The organism is Rhizobium sp. WW_1 (assembly GCF_003610155.1).
In the GTDB taxonomy this organism is placed as follows: domain Bacteria; phylum Pseudomonadota; class Alphaproteobacteria; order Rhizobiales; family Rhizobiaceae; genus Rhizobium; species Rhizobium tropici_A.
This window is the reverse complement of the sequence record NZ_RAIN01000011.1, coordinates 57,443-77,021: the sequence shown is the minus strand read 5'-3', so window position 1 is coordinate 77,021 and position 19,579 is coordinate 57,443. Positions and strand designations below refer to the sequence as shown.

Sequence of the window (19,579 nt, the reverse complement as noted above, 5' to 3'; positions counted from 1 at the left end):
TTTTCACCTGAGAGCAAGGCGGCCTCTGCCGCCAACTGCGACCCTTCCAGAAAGGAGCAACAACCATGTTCAAGATACTCGCAACATTGGGTCTTGCCGCCACGCTTTGCAGCGGTATGACCGCAGCCGCAATGGCGGAAGATAGCAAGCCGGTGAAGATCGGCTGGGCCGCCTGGTCAGACGCCGAGTTCGTCACGAAGCTCGCCGCCAAGTTGATCACGGACAAGTTTGGCCAAAAGGTTGAATTGGTGCAGACCGATGTCGCGCCACTTTACCAGGGCGTAAGCCGCGGCAATCTCGACGCCATGATGATGGCCTGGCTGCCACAGACACATGCCGACTACTACGCCAAGGTCAAGAACCGAGTGGAGACGCTCGGCACGGTCTATGACGGTGCAAAGCTTGGCTGGGTGGTGCCTGCCTATATTCCGCAAGACCAGATCGGCTCGATCGAAGATCTGAAAAAACCGGAGATCCAGGAAAAGCTGTCCGGCACCGTGCAGGGTATCGATCCCGGCGCCGGTCTGACACGCCTTTCCGAGAAGGCGCTCAAGGACTATGGCCTCGACAAATACAAGCTTCAGGTCTCGAGCGAAGCGGGCATGCTGACCACGGTCGACCGCGACATGCGCAGCGAGAAATGGTTTGTGGCCACGTCCTGGAGCCCGCACTGGATGTTCGGCAAATACAAGCTTCGCTACATTGCCGATCCGAAGAAATCGCTTGGCGAGGCGGAGCACGTGGATGTGCTCGCCAGGAAAGGCTTCGCAAGTGAGAACCCGAAGGTTGCCGGTTTCCTGTCACGCATGAAGTTGCCGATCTCCGACCTGGAGGCAGCAATGTTTGATGCGCAGACGACCTCCTACGATCAGGCAGTCGACAAGTACATCAAGGACCATCCCGAACAGGTAAGGGCCTGGGTCGGCAACGAAGGCTGACATCGCCATTGCAGCCTCGCCGCGTCGCGGCGGGGCTTCCTTCCCACATCGAGGTGACATGAATGTGCAATCAGACCCCAGACTGGACGCTTGCAGCCGACGACACGCTCGGAGGTCGCATGTCACTGGCGCGCGATGCCTGCGGGCTCTCCGCAGAGGATGCCGCTTTGCTGGTAGCCGTATCGAAGCAGATGTGGCTAGCCTGGGAAAATGACCGAGACGAGCCCGATCCGGCCTACCTTGAGGAGATTGCGGACTCGCTTCATATCAGCCTGGCCTGGCTTTTGAGCGGTCGAGGCATCGGCCCAATCTGGAGGAACAGCGAACCATCCGTCGCAATGTCCGAAACTCTCTAATGCAGGCGGTGGGCGCAGCTGAGCTCTTTCAAGCGGGCCCACCGCTTCGCGCGCCGTGACCGGTGTCGCGAACAGGCTGCCGTTTCAGACCGTCGGCGATTTTCTCGGCAATCATGATCGTCGGCACATTCGTGTTCGCACAGGGGATGGTCGGCATGAGCGATGCATCGCAGACGTAGAGGCTCTCAAGGCCCCTCACCTTTCCTCTGCTGTCGGTGACCGCCAGCCTGTCGCTGGCCGCACCCATGCGGCACGTGCCGGATGGGTGCCATACACCCCCGACGATCTCGGCAATATAGGCCTCGAGATCGGCACGGTTGCCCGCCAGTCGTTTCGGATCGTCGTAATTCGACAGCATGAAGGGAAAAACCCTTTCACGCAGACTGCCGATCGCGTCGAGCCCAACGGCGCCAATGGCGGTGATGACCGCTCCCAGTCTGGAAGGTTTTGAAAAGCGCTTGCCGATCTCCGACATGCCGCCGGCATAGACGCCTGACACGACGGCGCCAAGACTTGGATCGGAGGTCAATCGCACCGCACGCTCGAAAGCATCGGCAAGGCGCACGAGATCGCGGCGATCGGAAAGCATGCGAAAGTCGATGCGGGGCGGTCCGTCTGGTGCAGCCGGGTCCAGAAGCAGCTGGCCACGCGAGTAGGACTTGTTGACCCAGAAGAAGACTGAACCGAGCTGGCGTCCCACGGAATGCCACGCGGCGCGTGTCACGAAATTCATGTGCATGTCGCCTTCGGGACAACCCTCAAGACCGGACGAAAAGCGGTAGCCGATCGGGATGTGATAGTCGGGCACACCCTTTTGCCGGGCCGAGGGTTTAAGATAAGGGACAAGGCCGGCGGAGGGATGCTCCATCAGGTTCTGCCCGATGCCGGGCAGATCGCAGACGACATTGATGCCGCAATCGACGAGGTGGGTCGCCGGCCCGACGCCCGAGCGCATGAGGATAGCAGGTGTTGCCAGCGCGCCGGACGACAGGACGACCCGAGCCGCCGAGAGTGCCTCGCGCACGTTGCCGCGCACCGCGACCACACCTGTCGCCCGACCTGCCTCGATGAGAATGCGTGAGACAGTCGTCTCCGTGCGAATTTCCAGGTTCGGTCGCCTGCGGACATCCGGCGTCAAATAGGCCCATGCCGTGCTGACACGCCTGGCCCTTTCATCCATGTTGACCGCCATTTCGAAAACGCCCTCCTGCCAGGCGCCGTTCTGGTCCGGCAGGAAGGGAATTCCCCTCGTTTCGCAGATTGCCAGCATCGCCCGGGTGAACGGCGTCCAGAGCACCTCGCCTCGCCGGCGGATCGGGAACGGGCCGGTCTTTCCATGAAGCTCGTTGTCGATGTCGAGATCACGTTCGAGCTTTTTGAAATAGAGGAGGCATTCGGCCCATGACCAGCCTTCGACACCCATCTCGCCCCATTCATCATAATCGTGAGGCCCACCACGATTGGCACCTATACCGTTGATCGCCGAGCCGCCGCCAAGCACCTTGGCCTGCTCATAGCGGGCCGCCTTCGCCTCGGGTCGGTTCGAGCCGGTATAGGGAAACGATGCCTTCAGCCCCGACCAGGTATATGTCGGATTGGAATAAGCGACACCGGGATAGGGATTGGCGAGATCCGGAAATTGCTCCGGCGTCGGAGCATCGATGCCGGCCTCCAGCAGGATCACGCGAACGGAAGGATCTTCGGTCAATCGTGACGCGAGAACGCAACCTGCGGAACCGCCGCCGACGATAATGTAGTCCACGCAATTGGTAGTCACTGCATTCATGGCGATAATTCCTGGATGGCCGGAGAAGGTTGAATTGAATGGCACCCGCCTCAGAGTGCCATTCCAGCAAAGCGATTGATGGCTGCTCGGTCGTGCTTCGGCGGCTGACAAGGCCCGCGCAACCGACCGGCGGTTCCCACAGCCTTTGCGAATGGCAGCTTTCGGCCACCGAGGCAGCGTCCCCTGCTTATCCCATGCCGGTTGGTGGCCATCGATGCTCCCTCGTCCTGATGCCAAGCCAATGTTTGGCGGAACCTTTTTATCGGGTGATGTCGATTGTCATCGTTTTGAGGTCACACATCTCGACAAGAGTATGCCGACCGCCGGTGCGGCCAAGGCCACTTTCCGTGCCTGCAGCACCGCCGGCAGGGATATGCGGCTCCCAATAGCAACTCTTCTCGTTGACGTTGACGATGCCGCAGCGCAGGCTTTCGGTATAGAAGAACGCCTTCTTGATCGAGTTGGTGAAGACGGAGGCGTTCAGCCCGTAGGGGCTGGAAGCCGCAAGCTCAAGCGCCTCTTCGTCCGTCTCGAAGGTCAGGACAGGCGCAACCGGTCCGAAGGACTCCTCGCGATTGAGCAGACTGTCCCGTGTCAGGCCGGTCACGACGGTGGGTTCGAAGTAAAGATTGGTCGGCAGGCCGGCGGCGATATTGCCGCCCTTGACGATGCTTGCCTTGCGCTCAGCCGCATCGGCCATATGGCTCAGCATCTTGTCGAGCGCCGTCGCATTGTTGATCGGGCCCATCGTCGTTGCCGGATCGAAGGGATCGCCCATGCGGACTTTTTCCGCGGCCTTTATCAGCCCTTCGACGAAACGGTCGTGAACAGACTTGTGCACCAGGACCCGTTCGGTCGCCGTGCAGATCTGACCGGCATTGGCGAAGCAGCCGGCGCCGACAAGCTCGGCGGCCATGTCGACATCGGCATCGGCAAGCACGATCGTTGGACCATTGCCGCCCATTTCAAGCAGCAGCGGCTTGCCGGCACCACGCCGGGCGATCGTTGCACCGGTGGCCGAGCTGCCAGTGAAGCCGACGGCGTGAGTACCGGGATGGATAACCGCCTCGTCACCGACTTCAGCGCCGTCGCCAAGCACAAGGTTGATGTATCCATCGGGCAAGCCAGCCTCGATCATGCATTCCATGAGCGCCACGGCAATCAGCGAGGTCGTCGGCGCGGGCACCCAGACGACCGTATTGCCTGTCGCGATCGCCGGACCGAGATAGTAGAGGCAAGGCAGACCCAGCGGGAAGTTCCAGGGCGTGATGATCGCAAGCACGCCTTTCGGCTGCAAGAAGCTGAAGGCGCGCTTGTTGGCATCGGCGACGGGGAACGCGGCCGTTTCGAGCCACTTCATCTGCTCCGCAGCATTGCGAAAGCCGAGCGACGCGGCACCGACCTCAGCCTTGGCCTCCGTGTGAAAGGGCTTGCCCTGTTCGAGGCAGAGAAGACGCGCCAGTTCGTCGGTGCGGCGGTCTATCGCGTCGGCGATGTTCATGCAAAGTGCGGCACGCTGGAAGACACCCATTTTCCGCAGGCTCTCGCGCGAGGCATCGGCGGCCGCCACGGCACGGCCAACATCATCACGCGTCGACAAAGCGAGGTAGCCGAGCTCTTCGCCGGTCGACGGGCTGTCGATGCGAAGATATTTGCCCGAGCTGCCCGGAACCCATTTAGAGCCGATGCGGTTCGTGCCGATCCGCAGCCCTTCCGTCGGCTGTGCGACGATCGGCATGCCGCGCAGATGGGGGCCGTTGATCGAAGATCTAAATTGGACCGTCATGCGATGCTCCTTTGACCATATTCAGACTGAATTTTGAGAATGGTTTGACGGCTGCGCCGTACAGCTTCGACGAAGAGCTGCTCGCCGGCTTCCGCCGATGCCTCCGACGGCGTGCCGATGACGCCGTTTTCGCGGATCGCCTCAAACGGCCGCCAGACGCTGACCGCAGGGCCGGCATAAAGATGCGGGTCGGGCCAGGACGGCGGCGTCGCACCATCCGGGATCAGGTTCTGTCGGACGCTTGCCGGCAAAACATGCATCATCAGGGAGGTCTCAAGCGCACAGGCGTGCCCGGTGCCACCGGCGTGATCGGGCAGCACCCTCGCTGCGACATCCGCGATGAGATCGAAATAGGAAAAGCCTGCGGAAACGACGCCCTGAGATCCAAGCGTGGTGATTGCCACCTGGATCGCCGCGCGATTGCCGCCGTGACCATTGATGATGACAGGCAGAAAGCCGTCCTGCCACAAGCAGCTGCAGAGATCGACGAGAACCGCAATGAAGGTCTGCGGGCTGAGGCTCATCGTGCCGGCAAAGGCGCGGTGATGGGCCGACGACCCGTAGGCAAAGGGCTCGCAGACGCGAATGCCGTTCTCGCCCGCAGCCGCAGCGGCAGCAACTGCGGATGCAAGCCAGATATCGAGGCCCATCGGCAGATGAGGACCGTGCTGCTCAACAGCGCCCGTCGGAAGCAACGCAATGGGTCTCTTCTCGCCGTTGCCGGCAAGCCGGGCTGCGTCCTCGGTCGTCATCCACGCGAAGGCCGATGATCCACGGACGACGAAATTGGTATCACGGCTGATCATCGCACTGGCTCCAACAATCGGGCCTTGGCGTAGGTCATCGACGTATCCGCCAGAAGCGCGGCCATGATGATCGCGCCCTTGTAGAAATCGAGGCTCGACGGATCGGTCCCGAAAATCCGCAGCGCGGTCGTCAGAAGGCTGACGATCAGGGCGCCGACCACCGTGCCCCAGACGGTGCCGCGTCCGCCAAAGATGCTCGTCCCGCCAAGCACGGCCGCAGCAATCGCATCGAGCAGCAGGGAGGTGCCGCCGATGTTCGGCGTGACGACCGGCACGCGGCTGATCATCACCACTGACGTCAGGAAAACGAAGATACCGGATGCGCCATAGACAAGAATCGTGTGCCGCTTGACCGGTATGCCGGCAAGCTCGGCTGCGCTCGCATCCGAGCCGAGCGCATAAGTGCGCAGGCCAAACCGGGTCATGCGCATCAGGACTGCCGCTGCAAGAATGATGATCAGCGTTGCGAAAATGATGTTCGGTAAGCCGAAGGAACGGGTGATGCCGACGAAGCGAAGGACCGGATCTTTCAGCATCAGGACGCCCTTCGAGGCGACCGCCAGGGTCGCGCCCTGCAGCACCACCATGGTCGCAAGCGTCGTCACGAAGGGTGGGATCTTCAGAAGCGCGATGATAGCGCCATTGACCAGCCCGACGATCAGCATGATCGCAAGTCCAATCGCCAGTGCCGCCCAAAGACCCGTTCCTGCATCAATCAGGCTCGCGATCAGGACGGCGCAAAACGCGACACCCACACCCGCTGCCAAGTCGATGCCACCGGTCAGCAGGACGATAAGGGCGCCGAGCGCGAGAACGGCAATCGGCGTTGCCTGCGAAACGATGTTGATCAAGCTCTGGCCAGCGATCACACGGGGATCGATCGCCGAGAAGACGATCACCAGGATCACGAGCAGGATCAGCGGCGAAAGGTCGAGAACTCGCCTGAGGAGGATATTGCGTGAGGAAATCATCTCAATCCTTCCTTTCCACGGTGAAGACGGTCTGATGGTAGGCCAGGTTCATCGCGCATTTGCTCCAAGAGGGACATTTGCCGCCGTAGCAGAAAGTGTGCGTGCCGGTGATATGCTTGCCGTTCGCGACGCCTCGCCGAAAGCCAGAGCCATGACCTCTTCCTCGGTTGCGCCGCGCGGCAGTTCGCCAACGGAACGACCCTCGCGCATGACGACGATCCGGTCCGCGACCCCCAGCACTTCCGGCAATTCGCTCGATACCATCAGGATCGCCGCACCCTTTTGCTTCAGCCCTGCAATCAGGTGATGCAGATCGGACTTTGCGCCAACGTCGACACCCCGTGTCGGCTCGTCGAGCAGGATGATCCGTGGTCTGGTGGCGAGCCATTTGCCGATGACGACCTTCTGCTGGTTGCCGCCGGAAAGCTCGAGCGTCATCTTGCCCGGCTGCGCTGGCCGAACGCCGAGCGAGGCGATGAGCTCGCGCGCCAGGGCACCGATCTTGCGCATCGGCAGAATGCCAAAGCGGCTGTTGCCCCTGATCCAGGCGAGCGAGAGGTTGTCACGGATCGACATAGGCCCGACGAAGCCCTCCAGGTGCCGGTCTTCGGGAACATAGACGATGCCGGCCCTGTTCGCGGCCTTGATGCTGCCGCCGGCCTGCCGTTCCCCGAAGACGTCGATACTGCCGGCATGCAGTGTCTCCAGGCCGGCGATCAGGCGAAGCACTTCGGACCGACCGCTGCCCATCAGTCCGGCAAGCGCGACGATCTCGCCACAGCGCACGGAAAGCGAAGCGGATGTCAGCAGCCTGCCGTTTGAAACATCCTTCACTTCGATTGCCGTTGCTCCGATCTCGGCTGCGAGATGCGGGAAGATGTCATCGACCTCGCGACCGACCATCATGGAGACGATCTCCACCTCCGTGGTTTCTACCGTCTTGCGCTCGCCGATGAACTTGCCGTCGCGCAGGACGACGACGCGATCGCATTGGGTGAAGATCTCCTCCATCTTGTGCGAGATGTAGAGAATTCCGGCGCCACGGGCGCGCAGCCTGGCGATCAGCGAATAGAGTTGGTCGCGCTCACGGTTGGAGAGTGCGCTCGTCGGTTCGTCCATGACCATGAACCATGCATCGGACAACACGGCACGGGCGATCTCGACCATTTGCCGGCGACCGACCGACAGCGCGCGCAACTCGATGTCGACATCGATGTCGAGCGAAAGTTCTTCGAGGATCGCCTTGGCTTCGCGGCGCATTCTGCGACGGTCGAGCAGGCCGAATGCATTGCGTGGCTCACGCCCGACGAACATGTTTTCAGCGACGGTAAGATCGGGGGAAAGGCTGAAGTGCTGATGGATGACGCTGATGCCCTTTGCATCATTGGGGGAACTGAAGCTCACCGGCATGCCGTCTATGACCAGCTGGCCTTCGTCGGGCCGGTAGACGCCGGAGATGCATTTTACCAACGTGGATTTGCCCGCACCGTTTTCACCGGCAAGCGCCACGACTTCACCGGATGAAACCGTGAAGGACACACCGTCGAGCGCCTTGACGCCCGGGAAGATCTTGCCGATCCCGACCAGCGAGATCGAATGCGCCGCATCGTCTGCCGCCACCGCGCTTGTCGCCGGGGCGACCGATATCGTTCGACGGCGTGCCGAACGAACGAGGCCCCTAATCGCTTCTGGCTGGCTGGAGAGAACGGCAACGAGGATGAGCGCACCGGTGACATAGTAGATGATGATCTGCGGAACCTGCAGAAAGGACAGCCCGGTATTGATGACGCCGAGCAGCAGCGCGCCAACGGCCGTTCCCCAGATCGAGCCTTGACCACCCGACAGCTTTGTTCCGCCGATGATAGCGGCGGTGATGGCGGTGAACTCGAGACCCGTCCCGGCCAATGGCTGGGCCGAGCCGAGACGGCCGACGGTCAGGATCGCGCCCAATCCTGCCGTTGCGCCGGAGATGAGGTAGACGGAGATGCGAACCAGGTTCACCGGCACCATGGAGACGCGCGCGGCTTCGGCGTTGCCGCCGATCGCGTAGATCCAGCGTCCGTAGACCGTTCGCCGCAGCACGAACCACCACAGGCAAAGCACGATCGCTGCGATAATGACCGATACCGGGATCAGACCAAAGGTGGCGCGGCCGGCATAGAGGATGATCGGATCGGTGATTTCGAGGCTGGAGGCATGCGAAAGGCTGAGCGACAATCCGCGCGCAAATGCCATGGTGGCAAGCGTCGCAATGAAGGGCGAGATGCCGCCGAAGCCGATTAGCAAGCCATTGAGCAGGCCGATCGCAGCCCCGCTGGCGATGGCGGCAAGTAATGTCGCAGTTGCCGAGCCCGTCGCCGAAAACACGAGGCCGGCAGCCACGCCGGCAAAGGCGAGTGCGCTGCCGATCGAAATGTCTATGCCGCGGGCGATGATGACCGCCGTCATGGCGAATGCCGCCAAGGCTATGACCGCACTTTGCTGCGTGATACTGACGAAATTGCCTGCCGTCAGGAAGCGGGGATCGATCCAGCCGAACACGGCGATGGCGATCGCCAGAACGACAATCAACACCGGTTCGTTACGGCGGAAGAAGGATGTGATCGGGGACTGGGACATCGTGCCCTCTCTCGAACAATGGGTTCCTGACACGCAGCAACAGGATTGCGGGGCGTGCTGCAAATGAGGCCGGCGGCAGGACGAGCCGCCACCGGCCGGGAGCCGGTTATTTGCCGACCGTCATTTGCGAAGCGGAAACCTTCGGGCCGAGCTGTTCGGTATAGTTCTTGGCCTCGACGGCTTCCTTGTCCGTATTGATGTGGTCGAAGGTCAGGCCGGCCGCCTTCAGTTTCTCTGCCGTTGCGTCGGAGCTCACGAAGTAGGTCGGCATGTAGAGATCTTTCGGCAGTTTCTCGCCATTGGCAAGACGTGCAGCCACCGCGACATTCCAATAGCCGACACGATAGGCGCCGGTGAGCACGTCAACCACCATCTTGCCGCTGTCGATCAGCTCCTTCATCTCGGCGTCACCGTCATAGCCGCCATAGATGAGGTTCGAGCCCATGCTGCTTGCAACGGAATCGGCCGCCAGGCAGAGGCTGTCGGAGATGCAGGCAACGGCCTTCAGATCAGGATAGGTCGTCAGCCAGGTCTGGGCGGCATTGGTTGCCTTGGCTGCATCCCAGCCGGTCGGCTCGACGCCAACGATCTTGATGTCCGGAAACTCCTTCTTTATCGTATCGACAAAGCCCTTTTCGCGGGTGTCGGACACGAAATTGCCGCGGGAGCCGACAAGCAGAGCGATTTCGCCTTTGCCATCCAGGGACTTGCCGATAGCGCGGGCGACCATGGCCATATTGTCGTAGTCCGGATAAAGCGTCGAATAGTTTTCACCCGCCTCGACCTTGTTGCCCATGGTGATGACCGGAATGCCGGCCGCTTCGGCCTTCTTGATCGCAGGGATGACGGCATTCTTATCGATCGGGTCGATCAGGATGGCGCTGACGTGCTGGTTGACGAAATTCTCGATGATGCCGACCTGCTTTTCCAGGCTGCCTTCGGCGCTCTGCCAGGTGGATTTGACGCCGTAGTCCTTCGCGGCAACGTCGCCGGCCTCCTTCATGCGGACGTAAAACGAGTTTTGTAGATCGATCGCGGCAACGCCGAGGACCTTTTCGGCCGCCAGCGACGGTGTGGCAAGCGCAAGTGCAATAAGGGCGATGGATACCTTCAAAATAATACGCATTTTTGTTCTCCTCTGCCATCAGCAGTTTTTGATGGGTGGCATTTGGGCGTTTTCCGCCTCTTCTCACTCTTGACCGACATCCCGCCGTAATGGTCGGCGATATCGGTAATTGCCCGCCGCTTGGAAGCGGCGGCACAGTTTTCGATCAGTTCGACAAGCCGTCAGTGCCCGCACCGCAGACAAGGCCCGCAACTCTCTCCCCAGACTTTGGCTTGATGGCTCCCGCCATCAGCGCGGCAAGCGAGGCTGCACCGCTCAAATCCGCAGCAATGCCGAATTCGAACCACAGAAGCTCAGCCGCCCGCTGCATGTCGTCGTCCTCGATCAGGACGATGTCGTCGACGTGACGCCGCGCACTCTCGTAGATGCTCTCGTCGGTGCGCCCGCATGCCATGGTCGCGACACGTGTCGTCACCTCCGGCAGCCTGACGACCGCGCCTGCCGCAAAGGACGCATGCAGCGTCGGCGAGCCCGCCGGCTCCACGCCAATGATCCGCGCCTCAGGATTGACCGCCTTGATGATCTCGGACATTCCCGTAATCAGGCCGCCGCCGCCGATTGCCACGATGTAGAGATCGACGTCGGGGATCTGCTCCAGCATCTCGATGGCAACGGTGCCCTGCCCCGCAACGATCGCCTCGTCGGCGAAGGGATGCATGTAGAAGGCGCCATGCTCCCTTGCGAAGGAAAGGGCAGCGTTATGCGCCTCGTCCCAGACCGATCCGGCGTAGCGCACCTCGGCGCCCAGCTTCTTGAGCTTCTGCTCCTTTAGCGGGCTGGCATTGGCCGGCAGGAAGATGGTGGCCGGTACACCGGACTGGCGCGCCATATAGGCGCTTGCAAGTCCGTGATTGCCGCCTGAAGCGGCAACGAGACCGTTTGCCAGTTGCGCCGGAGTCAGCGATTTCACACGATTGACGGCGCCGCGGATCTTGAAGGAGCCGCTGACCTGCAGGCATTCGAGCTTGAGATGAAAATCCGCGGGCAGCTCCGCTCCGATGCAATGCTCGAGCTTCAGCACCGGCGTCCTACGGATGAAGGGCTTCACGCGCGCGGCGGCCGTCCTGATGTCTTCCACACTCATCGGATCGGCTCCTCGCTTGCGAGCGCTTCCGGGTATTCGTTGGCGAGCACGAAGCAACAATTGCCGGGTCTCACCCGTCCGGGCTGACGCTTGGCAAAAACGATGCCGTCGATCGGGTGATAGAGCGTCACCGGTTCGCGTTGCGGCGTGCGCAAAAAATGAATCCGGCCGGCTATCTCCCCCTTCGCCACGACGGCGCCGAGCAGGCTGATGGGCTCGAACACACCGTCCTCGTCGGAAATGATATAACCCTCGCTGCCCGGAACCTTCAAAACCCGCCTATTGGCGTCGGCCGGCCTGTCGATCTCGCCCTTCAGGATTCCCGCATGCTTGAGCACGTTGCGGATGCCACGACGGCAGATATCCAGCGCATCCGGACTGACCAGACCACCGCCCGCCATCTCGCTACCGATCACGATCAACCCCTGCAGATTGGCGGCAGCCGTCGATGTGCGGGTCTCGCCGAGGTTGTCGACCATGACCACGGTCGGGGCACCGAAAGCCAAGGTTGCCTTGATGTTCAGACGATGTCCTTCGGGCGTTGGGGACGGTTCGATGATGGCGCTTGGGAGGATCATCAGCGACGAACCGCCGGAATGCAGATCGAGGAAGTAATCGGCAATCGGGAACAGGCAGTCATGCACATAGGCGGAAATTTGGCTGGTCAGCGTGCCATTGAAATCGCCCGGAAAGGTGCGATTGAAATTCAGGCCGTCGACGGGAGAGGTGCGAGTGCCGGCTTCAACGGCGCGCACGTTGATGGCGGGGATGGCGATGATACGGCCATTGATATCCTTCGGGTCGATCTCGCGCAGAAGTTCGCCAAGGGCAATCGGCCCCTCATATTCGTCGCCATGATTTCCGGCCTCGATCAGGATCGTCGGACCGGCACCATTCTTGACCACGGCGAGCGGCACCTGGACCGTTCCCCATGCGTCATCATGAGGGGACTGCGGCACATGAAAATATCCGATCTGCTTTCCGTCGCGATCGAAATCGATAGCGGTGAAGACGCTGTTGCGCCGCGGAGAAATTGCGTTGCGCTTCTTATCGTGGTCGGTCGCGACTGCCTGCTTGTTCATTTCCACTCACTCATTGCTCGTCTCTAATGTCAGCATGACAGTTTCATATATGATGTCAAGTTTCTATATGAAACAAATGGCAATGCAGATCCAAGTTCATTATGGTCGCCGCCAAGGAAGGAATCGCTTTATGAGCAACACCGAAAACGATGGCGGCAAACCCGCCTATGCAGCGCCCGCCTTGACAAAGGGCCTCGAGGTGATGGAGCTGCTTGCCGAAGCCCGTCATGCCTTGACAATGAAGGAGATCGCCGACGGTCTGGGTCGCTCCAAGAGCGAGATCTTCCGGATGCTCGTCGCGCTCCAGGAACGGGGATACATTGATCGCGATCCCGAGACAGACGCATATTCCCTGACGGATCGGCTGTTCAAGCTGGGGCTCCACACGCCGAATGCCCAAGACCTGATGAGCGCCGCCATGCCCGAACTCACGAAGATTGCAAACGACAGTCAGCAATCCGCCCATCTGGTGGTCATCAACCATGGTCTGACCGTGGTAACCGCGGCAGTTCCGGGAGGGGAAGATATGTCATTCACCCTTCGGCTGGGCTATGGGCGCATCGCAGCGGATGCCACGTCGGGCCAGGTCATCATGGCCTTTCAATCGCCGGAGGCCGCAAGCCGGATCATCGATGCCTGCGACATCCACAGCGGAGTGGCAAGCGATCGCGAGACGATCGCCGCGCATCTGGCTGAAATCAGATCGAAGGGGTACGAGCTTCGGCCGAGCCGAGACTTTGTCGGTATCACCGATATTTGCTGCCCGGTGCTCGGCGCTGATGGCAATGCCGTTGCCGCTGTCATCATCGCCTATATCAACCGTCACACTCGTGAAAGCCGTCACGAACATACGGCAGAGATATTGCGGTCCGCTTGCGGTCGAATATCGGCCAAGCTGTCCAATCGTGTGAGATCGCCGGTCGAGCATGACTATGGAGCGATGCAAGACCAGCTGAAATCATGATGCGGATGAACATGCCACCTGCCACCAGGGCTGCGTGGGCCGGTCATTTCCGTGGAAAGCGATCCAATCAAACGCTGTGATAGCAGTCGAATGGCAAGCCTCGAAGCAAACTACCTGGCGAAGCGTTCGGGCCGGAAGGCGGTAAGTAGCGGATGGCGCTTGCCAGTGGCAATCTCGTCGGCAAGCAGCTCGCCGGCGATCAGGCCCAGAGTTGCCCCGCTGTGGCTGAACGCAACGAAATAGCCGGGGATCGCCTGCAATTCGCCGAAGACCGGCTCACCATCACCGGGAATGGGCTTGGGACCGACACCGTAATCGCCAATTTCGAGCTGCGGGTTTCCTTCCAGTACCTTTGAGGCTTCCCGTAGCAAGCCGGTAAGGGTTGAGGTCTTGATCTCGTAGCTGCCATCGGCGTTCACGATCACCTCTTCTTCCGACCATGCCGAATCCAGGGCAAAGGCCCCGTCGGGGGTCGGCCGGATGGCGACGCGTGGCGTGTTCAGTACAGCCTTTAGCGGATGATGGATCGGCTTCGTGCGGACCAGAAGCGCGATTGGGGTATCATCGCCGATATGTTGACCGGCCTTGGCAACGATTGCCGGCACATCACCCCCGGCGGCCAGCAACACGGCATCCGCCGGCCAATGGGCGCCATTGGCGGTCGTGACGCCCCTCATGCGGCCTTCCTCCACATTGACCGTCGCCCGGCCGGCATCGGTGACGATCTCACCACCCAGCGCCTGGAACTCTTCGGCAAGAATACCGATCAAGGATGGCAGATCGACCCAACCTTCTCCCGGATTGAAGATAGCGCCCTGCCGCGTCACGGAATGGGGATCGATGCCCGGCGTCACGTTCGCAATCCGATCCGGCGTCAACAATTGGGCATGATAGCCAAGGTCCCGCTCGTAATCGAAGACCGCAGCAATGTCGTTGCTGGCATCGTCGGCATCCCAGGTCAGGCCGCCGTCGAAGCGCAGCCAGGCGGCATCGGGATATCTGGCTGATAGAGTGCGATAGCGGTCGAGGCCAGCCAGACGCAGACGATGATAGGCGTCCGAGCGACGTCTCGCCGAATTGAGCCAGGCAAGCGAGCGGCTCGATGCGCCGTTGGCGAGAGGACCATCATTGATCACCGTTGTCTGAACCCCAAGCCGCACCAGATGAACGGCGGTGGAAACCCCGAAGATACCGCCGCCGACGACAACGACTTTCGAGGGACGAGTGGAAGCATGCATGTTGGAAAACCTTGTCAGTAGTGGATGTTGCGATCAACGAGCCGCCGGAGATGCCGCCGGCCCTGTCTGTCAGAGAACCTCGGCGAGGAAGCGCTTCAGTCGTTCGCTTTGTGGATTGTCGAAGATCTGTTGCGGGGGGCCTGCTTCGACGATGCGGCCCTCGTCCATGAAGATCACCTGATCGGCGACCTTGCGGGCAAATCCCATTTCGTGGGTAACGACCGCCATGGTCATGCCCTGGCGCCCGAGATTGGCCATCAGATCGAGCACGCCCTTCACCAATTCCGGATCGAGCGCGCTCGTGACTTCGTCAAAGAGGACGACTTCCGGATCCATGGCGAGCGCGCGGGCGATGGCGACGCGCTGCTGCTGTCCACCGGAAAGGCCGGCCGGGCGGTGATCCCTTCGCCCGGCAAGACCCACCTCCGCAAGGCGGGTCTCGGCAATCCGCCGCGCTTCGGCTTTCGGCATCTTCTTGATCTTCGTCAGCGACAGCATGACGTTTTCAAGCGCGGTGTGATCCGGAAAGAGATTGAAATGCTGGAACACCATGCCGACACGGCGACGCAGGCTTTCCGGTTTCATGGACAGAATGCTCTCGCCATCGAGCTGGATGTCGCCACGCTTCGGTTCGACCAACCGGTTGAGGCATCTGAGCAATGTCGACTTGCCCGAGCCGGACGGGCCGATGATGCAGGTCACGGTGCCACGAGCAATATTGAGATCGATGCCTTTCAGCACCTCAAGATCGCCATAGGCCATGCTGAGATCGCGGATGCTGAGGGCGCCGCCCTTGAAGCGGGCAACAATATCGCGCCGCGCTTGCGTGCCCGACGCCGCTTCCAACTCACCGACCTCGACAAGGCCGCTCGTCGCACCGGAACTGCGACCCTGACGTCCAAGGCGCAGGCGGGCATCGATGTAGTTGACGAGATGCGTCAGCGGCACGGTGATGACCAGATAGAAGACGCCGGCGAGCAAGAGGGGCGAGAGATTGCCGGTGACGACAGCCTGATCCTGGCCAACGCGAAAGATCTCCCGCTCCGAGACGAGCAGCCCGAGAAAATAGACCAGGCTCGAATCCTTGACGTTTCCGATGAACTGATTGACGAGCGCCGGCAGGACCCGCCGCACCCCCTGCGGGATGACGATCAGCCGCATCCCCTGCCCGTAGCTCATGCTGAGCGCGCGGCAAGCCTCCATCTGGCCGCGCTCGACACTTTGAATGCCGGATCGGAAGATCTCACCGATATAGGCGCCTGCAATCAGGCTGAGCGCGATGATCCCAAGCGGAAAGGGTGACGGGCCGAAGAGTTCGCGGCCGATGCGGGCAAAGCCTTGGCCAATGATGAGGATCGTCACGATCGCCGGCAAGCCGCGGAAGATATCGGTATAGATGCGCGCCGGCAGGCGCAGCCAACGCGACTGCGAGATGCCCATCACCGCCAGCACCATGCCGATGATCACGCCGAGCACGGTGGAGGCTGCCGCCAGGATCAGTGTGTTCTTCAGTCCGACCGTGATCATGCTCGGCAGGACTTCGGCCATGGCATCCCAGTCAAGGAAGCTGCGGCGGAGGTTTTCAAGCCAATCCATTCAATTCCCCATGAAACTCTAAAGGCAAGCCAATGCCGCCGCCCGGCGAGCCGGACGGCGGCGCGGCCTTACTTCTTGGGAAGATATTGATCGGGCATTGGCGAACCAGGGAACCACTTCTCATAGAGCGTCTTCCAGGTGCCATCCTGCATCGCTTCATGCAGCGCCTTGTTCAGCGCCAAGCGGAAGGCGTCGTTACCCTTATGAACGACGAATCCCGCGGGTGCGTCGAAGGATGGAATGTTCACCGCGATCTTCAGAGCCGGATAGCGCTCGCCATACTGCTTGGCGGCTTCATAATCGAGGAAATGCGCGTCGATGGTGCCGTTGTTCAGCGCGGCGACGGCCGAATTATTGTCCGGAAATTTGACGAGATCGGTGCCGGTAAAGTTCTTGGTGGCATAGACCTCCTGCAGCGTGCCCTGCACGACGCCGAGGCGCTTGCCCTTGAGGCCGCTTGCATCCTTGATCGAGGCATCGGACGTCAGAACCGAGAGATAGCCGGCGAGATAACCATCCGAGAAATCGACCGTCTTCTTGCGCCCCTCGGTCGTTCCGATGGCCGCAACGGCGACATCGAAACGCTGATTGGCGACCGACGGCAGAAGAGCCGAAAATTCCTGGCCGGTAAATGTCACCTTGTCCTTGGGAAAACCCATGCGGGAGGCGACGTTGAGGAAGAGTTCGATGTCGAAGCCGGTGAACTGACCATCGGCCGTCGTGAAGGTGTAGGGTTTGGAATCTCCCATCGTGCCAACGCTGATGACGCCCGGATCGATGAGATTGTAGGGATTGTCGGCGGCGGCGGCGGGGCCGACGCTTGCTGCTACGAGATAGGCCAGCACGCCGGCGCGCAGGGGCGCGGCCATGGCCGAGATTATGCGGGATATTTTCATGTTCGTTCTCCGCTCTGAAGGATGCTCTTATCGGCATTCATGCATGCGCGTCTGCTTCTCCTCCCATAGATCGGCAAGAGATTATCTGGACAAGAGACCGGTATCATATATAAAGAGACCGGTCTCAATTGATATTTGTTAACTTGAGATTGACCGTCCGTCAACAACTCTTGTAGTCGTCATCGAATGGAAGAACCCCTCACCTCGAAACGCTCCGTCACCGTCGCCGATGTTGCCAGGGCAGCGAATGTCTCGAAGGCCACTGCCGCGCGCGTGCTCGGCGGTTATGGCGTCGTCAGTGACAAGGTTCGCGAGCAGGTGCTTGCTGCTGCAGCAGCACTCGAATATCGGCCGAACGAACTGGCGCGTAGCATGACGACAGGCAAATCCGGCATTATCGGGGTTGTCGTCGGCGATATCGAGAACGCCTTCTTCAGCCTCGCCGTCAGGGGCATCAGCGACGTCGCGCGCATGGCCGGCTTCAACGTCATCATCGCCAATTCCGGCGAAGAGCTCGATGCGGAAAAATCGGCAGTCGACCTGCTGATCGGCAAGCGCGTCGATGGATTGATCGTAACACCCGCGCGCTGCGACCGGACGCAGCATCTTCAGGACATACGCCGCGTCGGCGTACCGCTCGTTCTCTTCGACCGAAGCATCCCCGAGCTCGGCGTCGATGCCGTCACGGGCGATGATTTCGACGCCGCGATGATCGCCACCCGCCACCTTCTCGAGATGGGGCATCGCCGCATCGCCTATGTATCCGCCATGGATACCGAGAGCGAATTCCCTGGCGACAGCCGCAGCATTACCAATTCGGCGGTGCGCGAACGCGTGGATGGCGTATTGAAGGAGCAGGCGAATGCCGGCATCGAAAGGGCGCAATATTACGTGCGGCTTGGCGCAGCCGACCAGCCGAGGACGGACGGCGTCGTAAAGAGCCTGCTGCAGGATGACGCGCCGCCGACCGCTCTCATCACCTCTGACAGCCTTGTCGGGCTTCGGGTCTTCAAGAGCTTGCAGGCAATGGGATTGTCCGTCCCGCGGGATATCTCGATGATATCGTTCTTGGATGCCGACTGGACGACGGTCACGACGCCACCGATCACCGTCATCGACCAGCCGGTCTACGAGATGGGCAAAAAGGCGGCCGAGCGGCTGATATCGCGGTTGAACGGCAAGGATCTTCCGGCCGAGAGGACTGCCATCAAAACGTGCCTGATCAAGCGCGGATCTGTCACCTCGCCACCTCGCGGCAACAGCCGATAATACCTTGCGTCGCCGTACTCTCTATACAGTCCTCGAACATCTTGAAACCTTGATTGAGCTGCGTGACCTGCCCCGAAAGGCATCGGCCACTCAGGTCATCCATTTGCGATGTTCGACGAAGCGCTCTGCCAAAAGGTCGATGAACAATCGCACCTTAGTCGGCAGATGGCTGCGATTCGGATAAATCGCACTTATCGTGAATTCCACTGCCCGATAATCGGGCATGGCGCGCACCAGGCGGCCCGCGGCGACATCCTCGAAAACGATGAAGCTGGGGGCAAGGAAGATGCCTTGGCCGCTTGCCAGCAGAAAGCGCAGTGTCTCGGCGCTGTTCGAGACGACATTGCCCGAAATCTTGACGCCAACCTGCTTGCCGTCGGCATCCTCGAAACGCCATTCGTCGCCATACGGATAATAGGTGTATTGCAGGCAATTGTGCTCCACGAGATCGGCCGGCACCTTGGGCATTGGATGCGTGTCGCGGTAGTCTGGTGAGCACACGAGCATATGCCGCCAGGGCGCCAGCTTGCGCGCCACGAGTGTCGAGTCCGGTGCCGGCAAGGTTCGGATCATGAGGTCATACCCCTCCTCGACCATGTCGATCGACCGTTCGCCGACGTTGAAATCGAGCGAGATCGCGGGGTATTGCGTCATGAACTCATCGATGACGGGGAGCAGGAAGCGGACGATGGCGCCGCTGGTATAGATCTTCAGCGTGCCGCGCGGCATCGTGCTAAGCGCGCCAGCAGCCCGGTCGGCCTCCTCAAGATCGGCAAGGATCTGCGAGGAGCGCTCATAATAATATTTACCGGTTTCCGTCAGGCTGACCCGGCGCGTCGTGCGGTTCAGAAGCCGCACACCGAGCCGGTCTTCCAGGGATTGCACATGGTTGCCCACCATGGTGACGGACATGTTGAGCCGGCGGGCAGCAGCCGAAAATCCGCCACATTCCACCACCCGGCCAAAGACTGCGAGGCTGGTCAACCGATCCATATTGTCCTCGGATTATCCACTGTGACTTGATGATCCTTCCAAATTTGAGGAGATTATCAGAAGGACCGT

Annotated in this window: 16 protein-coding genes; 4 read left to right on the top strand and 12 right to left on the bottom strand. The window is 60.8% G+C overall.

Annotated features, from left to right (window positions below; all coding sequences use genetic code 11):
• The first annotated feature begins 65 nt into the window (after positions 1–65).
• Together BJ928_RS27000 and BJ928_RS26995 are read left to right on the top strand one after the other, a co-directional pair.
• Positions 66–938, top strand: a complete 873-nt coding sequence (locus tag BJ928_RS27000; RefSeq protein ID WP_047633623.1) for a glycine betaine ABC transporter substrate-binding protein — start codon at positions 66–68, stop codon at positions 936–938.
• Between the two features lie 62 nt (positions 939–1,000).
• A complete protein-coding gene (locus BJ928_RS26995) occupies positions 1,001–1,294 on the top strand; it encodes a helix-turn-helix transcriptional regulator (RefSeq protein WP_047633624.1) in 294 nt (97 codons plus the stop codon).
• Positions 1,295–1,322: 28 nt separating this feature from the next.
• Here the strand turns inward: BJ928_RS26995 and BJ928_RS26990 are convergent, their stop codons facing one another.
• From BJ928_RS26990 to BJ928_RS26955, 8 genes are all read right to left on the bottom strand, one after another.
• Positions 1,323–3,080 (bottom strand): GMC family oxidoreductase N-terminal domain-containing protein, encoded by a 1,758-nt coding sequence (locus BJ928_RS26990; RefSeq protein ID WP_052227801.1) that lies wholly within the window; start codon positions 3,078–3,080, stop codon positions 1,323–1,325.
• 259 nt (positions 3,081–3,339) lie between these two features.
• Positions 3,340–4,866, bottom strand: coding sequence for an aldehyde dehydrogenase family protein (locus BJ928_RS26985; protein ID WP_052227802.1), 1,527 nt, complete (start codon positions 4,864–4,866; stop codon positions 3,340–3,342).
• A complete protein-coding gene (locus BJ928_RS26980) occupies positions 4,863–5,672 on the bottom strand; it encodes a creatininase family protein (RefSeq protein ID WP_047633625.1) in 810 nt (269 codons plus the stop codon). The genes BJ928_RS26985 and BJ928_RS26980 overlap by 4 nt, the downstream gene beginning before the upstream one ends.
• Positions 5,669–6,643: an ABC transporter permease gene (locus BJ928_RS26975; protein ID WP_047633626.1), complete on the bottom strand. Its 975-nt coding sequence runs from the start codon at positions 6,641–6,643 to the stop codon at positions 5,669–5,671. The genes BJ928_RS26980 and BJ928_RS26975 overlap by 4 nt, the downstream gene beginning before the upstream one ends.
• 48 nt (positions 6,644–6,691) lie before the next feature.
• On the bottom strand, positions 6,692–9,262 hold the full coding sequence (locus BJ928_RS26970) for an ATP-binding cassette domain-containing protein (protein WP_082011918.1): 2,571 nt from the start codon (positions 9,260–9,262) through the stop codon (positions 6,692–6,694).
• 106 nt (positions 9,263–9,368) lie between these two features.
• Positions 9,369–10,388, bottom strand: a complete 1,020-nt coding sequence (locus tag BJ928_RS26965) for a sugar ABC transporter substrate-binding protein (RefSeq protein ID WP_047633627.1) — start codon at positions 10,386–10,388, stop codon at positions 9,369–9,371.
• A 145-nt stretch (positions 10,389–10,533) separates the two neighbouring features.
• A complete protein-coding gene (locus tag BJ928_RS26960; protein WP_047633628.1) occupies positions 10,534–11,472 on the bottom strand; it encodes a threonine/serine dehydratase in 939 nt (312 codons plus the stop codon).
• Positions 11,469–12,554: a succinylglutamate desuccinylase/aspartoacylase family protein gene (locus tag BJ928_RS26955; protein ID WP_052227803.1), complete on the bottom strand. Its 1,086-nt coding sequence runs from the start codon at positions 12,552–12,554 to the stop codon at positions 11,469–11,471. The genes BJ928_RS26960 and BJ928_RS26955 overlap by 4 nt, the downstream gene beginning before the upstream one ends.
• A 130-nt stretch (positions 12,555–12,684) precedes the next feature.
• On the opposite strand from BJ928_RS26955, the gene BJ928_RS26950 reads away from it, so the two are divergent.
• Entirely contained in the window at positions 12,685–13,518 is an 834-nt protein-coding gene (locus tag BJ928_RS26950; RefSeq protein WP_052227804.1) for an IclR family transcriptional regulator, read from the top strand.
• A gap of 110 nt (positions 13,519–13,628) precedes the next feature.
• Here the strand turns inward: BJ928_RS26950 and BJ928_RS26945 are convergent, their stop codons facing one another.
• From BJ928_RS26945 to BJ928_RS26935, 3 genes are all read right to left on the bottom strand, one after another.
• Complete coding sequence (locus BJ928_RS26945; RefSeq protein ID WP_047633630.1) at positions 13,629–14,756, bottom strand: FAD-binding oxidoreductase; 1,128 nt, start codon at positions 14,754–14,756, stop codon at positions 13,629–13,631.
• Between the two features lie 69 nt (positions 14,757–14,825).
• Positions 14,826–16,352, bottom strand: coding sequence for an amino acid ABC transporter permease/ATP-binding protein (locus tag BJ928_RS39750; RefSeq protein WP_047633632.1), 1,527 nt, complete (start codon positions 16,350–16,352; stop codon positions 14,826–14,828).
• 68 nt (positions 16,353–16,420) lie between these two features.
• A complete protein-coding gene (locus BJ928_RS26935; RefSeq protein WP_047633633.1) occupies positions 16,421–17,248 on the bottom strand; it encodes an ABC transporter substrate-binding protein in 828 nt (275 codons plus the stop codon).
• A 186-nt stretch (positions 17,249–17,434) separates the two neighbouring features.
• Here BJ928_RS26935 and BJ928_RS26930 point away from each other — a divergent pair, with 186 nt between their 5' ends.
• Entirely contained in the window at positions 17,435–18,517 is a 1,083-nt protein-coding gene (locus BJ928_RS26930) for a LacI family DNA-binding transcriptional regulator (RefSeq protein WP_047633635.1), read from the top strand.
• A gap of 90 nt (positions 18,518–18,607) precedes the next feature.
• Here BJ928_RS26930 and BJ928_RS26925 read toward each other — a convergent pair whose 3' ends face one another.
• Complete coding sequence (locus tag BJ928_RS26925) at positions 18,608–19,510, bottom strand: LysR family transcriptional regulator (RefSeq protein ID WP_047633636.1); 903 nt, start codon at positions 19,508–19,510, stop codon at positions 18,608–18,610.
• Positions 19,511–19,579 lie beyond the last annotated feature (69 nt).

What these genes read in the sequence shown, in the direction of transcription:
- BJ928_RS27000 (WP_047633623.1), top strand. Translation starts at nt 66, where the DNA reads ATGTTCAAGATACTCGCAACATTGGGTCTTGCCGCCACGCTTTGCAGC.
- BJ928_RS26995 (WP_047633624.1), top strand. Translation starts at nt 1,001, where the DNA reads ATGTGCAATCAGACCCCAGACTGGACGCTTGCAGCCGACGACACGCTC.
- BJ928_RS26990 (WP_052227801.1), bottom strand. Translation starts at nt 3,080, where the DNA reads ATGAATGCAGTGACTACCAATTGCGTGGACTACATTATCGTCGGCGGC.
- BJ928_RS26985 (WP_052227802.1), bottom strand. Translation starts at nt 4,866, where the DNA reads ATGACGGTCCAATTTAGATCTTCGATCAACGGCCCCCATCTGCGCGGC.
- BJ928_RS26980 (WP_047633625.1), bottom strand. Translation starts at nt 5,672, where the DNA reads ATGATCAGCCGTGATACCAATTTCGTCGTCCGTGGATCATCGGCCTTC.
- BJ928_RS26975 (WP_047633626.1), bottom strand. Translation starts at nt 6,643, where the DNA reads ATGATTTCCTCACGCAATATCCTCCTCAGGCGAGTTCTCGACCTTTCG.
- BJ928_RS26970 (WP_082011918.1), bottom strand. Translation starts at nt 9,262, where the DNA reads ATGTCCCAGTCCCCGATCACATCCTTCTTCCGCCGTAACGAACCGGTG.
- BJ928_RS26965 (WP_047633627.1), bottom strand. Translation starts at nt 10,388, where the DNA reads ATGCGTATTATTTTGAAGGTATCCATCGCCCTTATTGCACTTGCGCTT.
- BJ928_RS26960 (WP_047633628.1), bottom strand. Translation starts at nt 11,472, where the DNA reads ATGAGTGTGGAAGACATCAGGACGGCCGCCGCGCGCGTGAAGCCCTTC.
- BJ928_RS26955 (WP_052227803.1), bottom strand. Translation starts at nt 12,554, where the DNA reads ATGAACAAGCAGGCAGTCGCGACCGACCACGATAAGAAGCGCAACGCA.
- BJ928_RS26950 (WP_052227804.1), top strand. Translation starts at nt 12,685, where the DNA reads ATGAGCAACACCGAAAACGATGGCGGCAAACCCGCCTATGCAGCGCCC.
- BJ928_RS26945 (WP_047633630.1), bottom strand. Translation starts at nt 14,756, where the DNA reads ATGCATGCTTCCACTCGTCCCTCGAAAGTCGTTGTCGTCGGCGGCGGT.
- BJ928_RS39750 (WP_047633632.1), bottom strand. Translation starts at nt 16,352, where the DNA reads ATGGATTGGCTTGAAAACCTCCGCCGCAGCTTCCTTGACTGGGATGCC.
- BJ928_RS26935 (WP_047633633.1), bottom strand. Translation starts at nt 17,248, where the DNA reads ATGAAAATATCCCGCATAATCTCGGCCATGGCCGCGCCCCTGCGCGCC.
- BJ928_RS26930 (WP_047633635.1), top strand. Translation starts at nt 17,435, where the DNA reads ATGGAAGAACCCCTCACCTCGAAACGCTCCGTCACCGTCGCCGATGTT.
- BJ928_RS26925 (WP_047633636.1), bottom strand. Translation starts at nt 19,510, where the DNA reads ATGGATCGGTTGACCAGCCTCGCAGTCTTTGGCCGGGTGGTGGAATGT.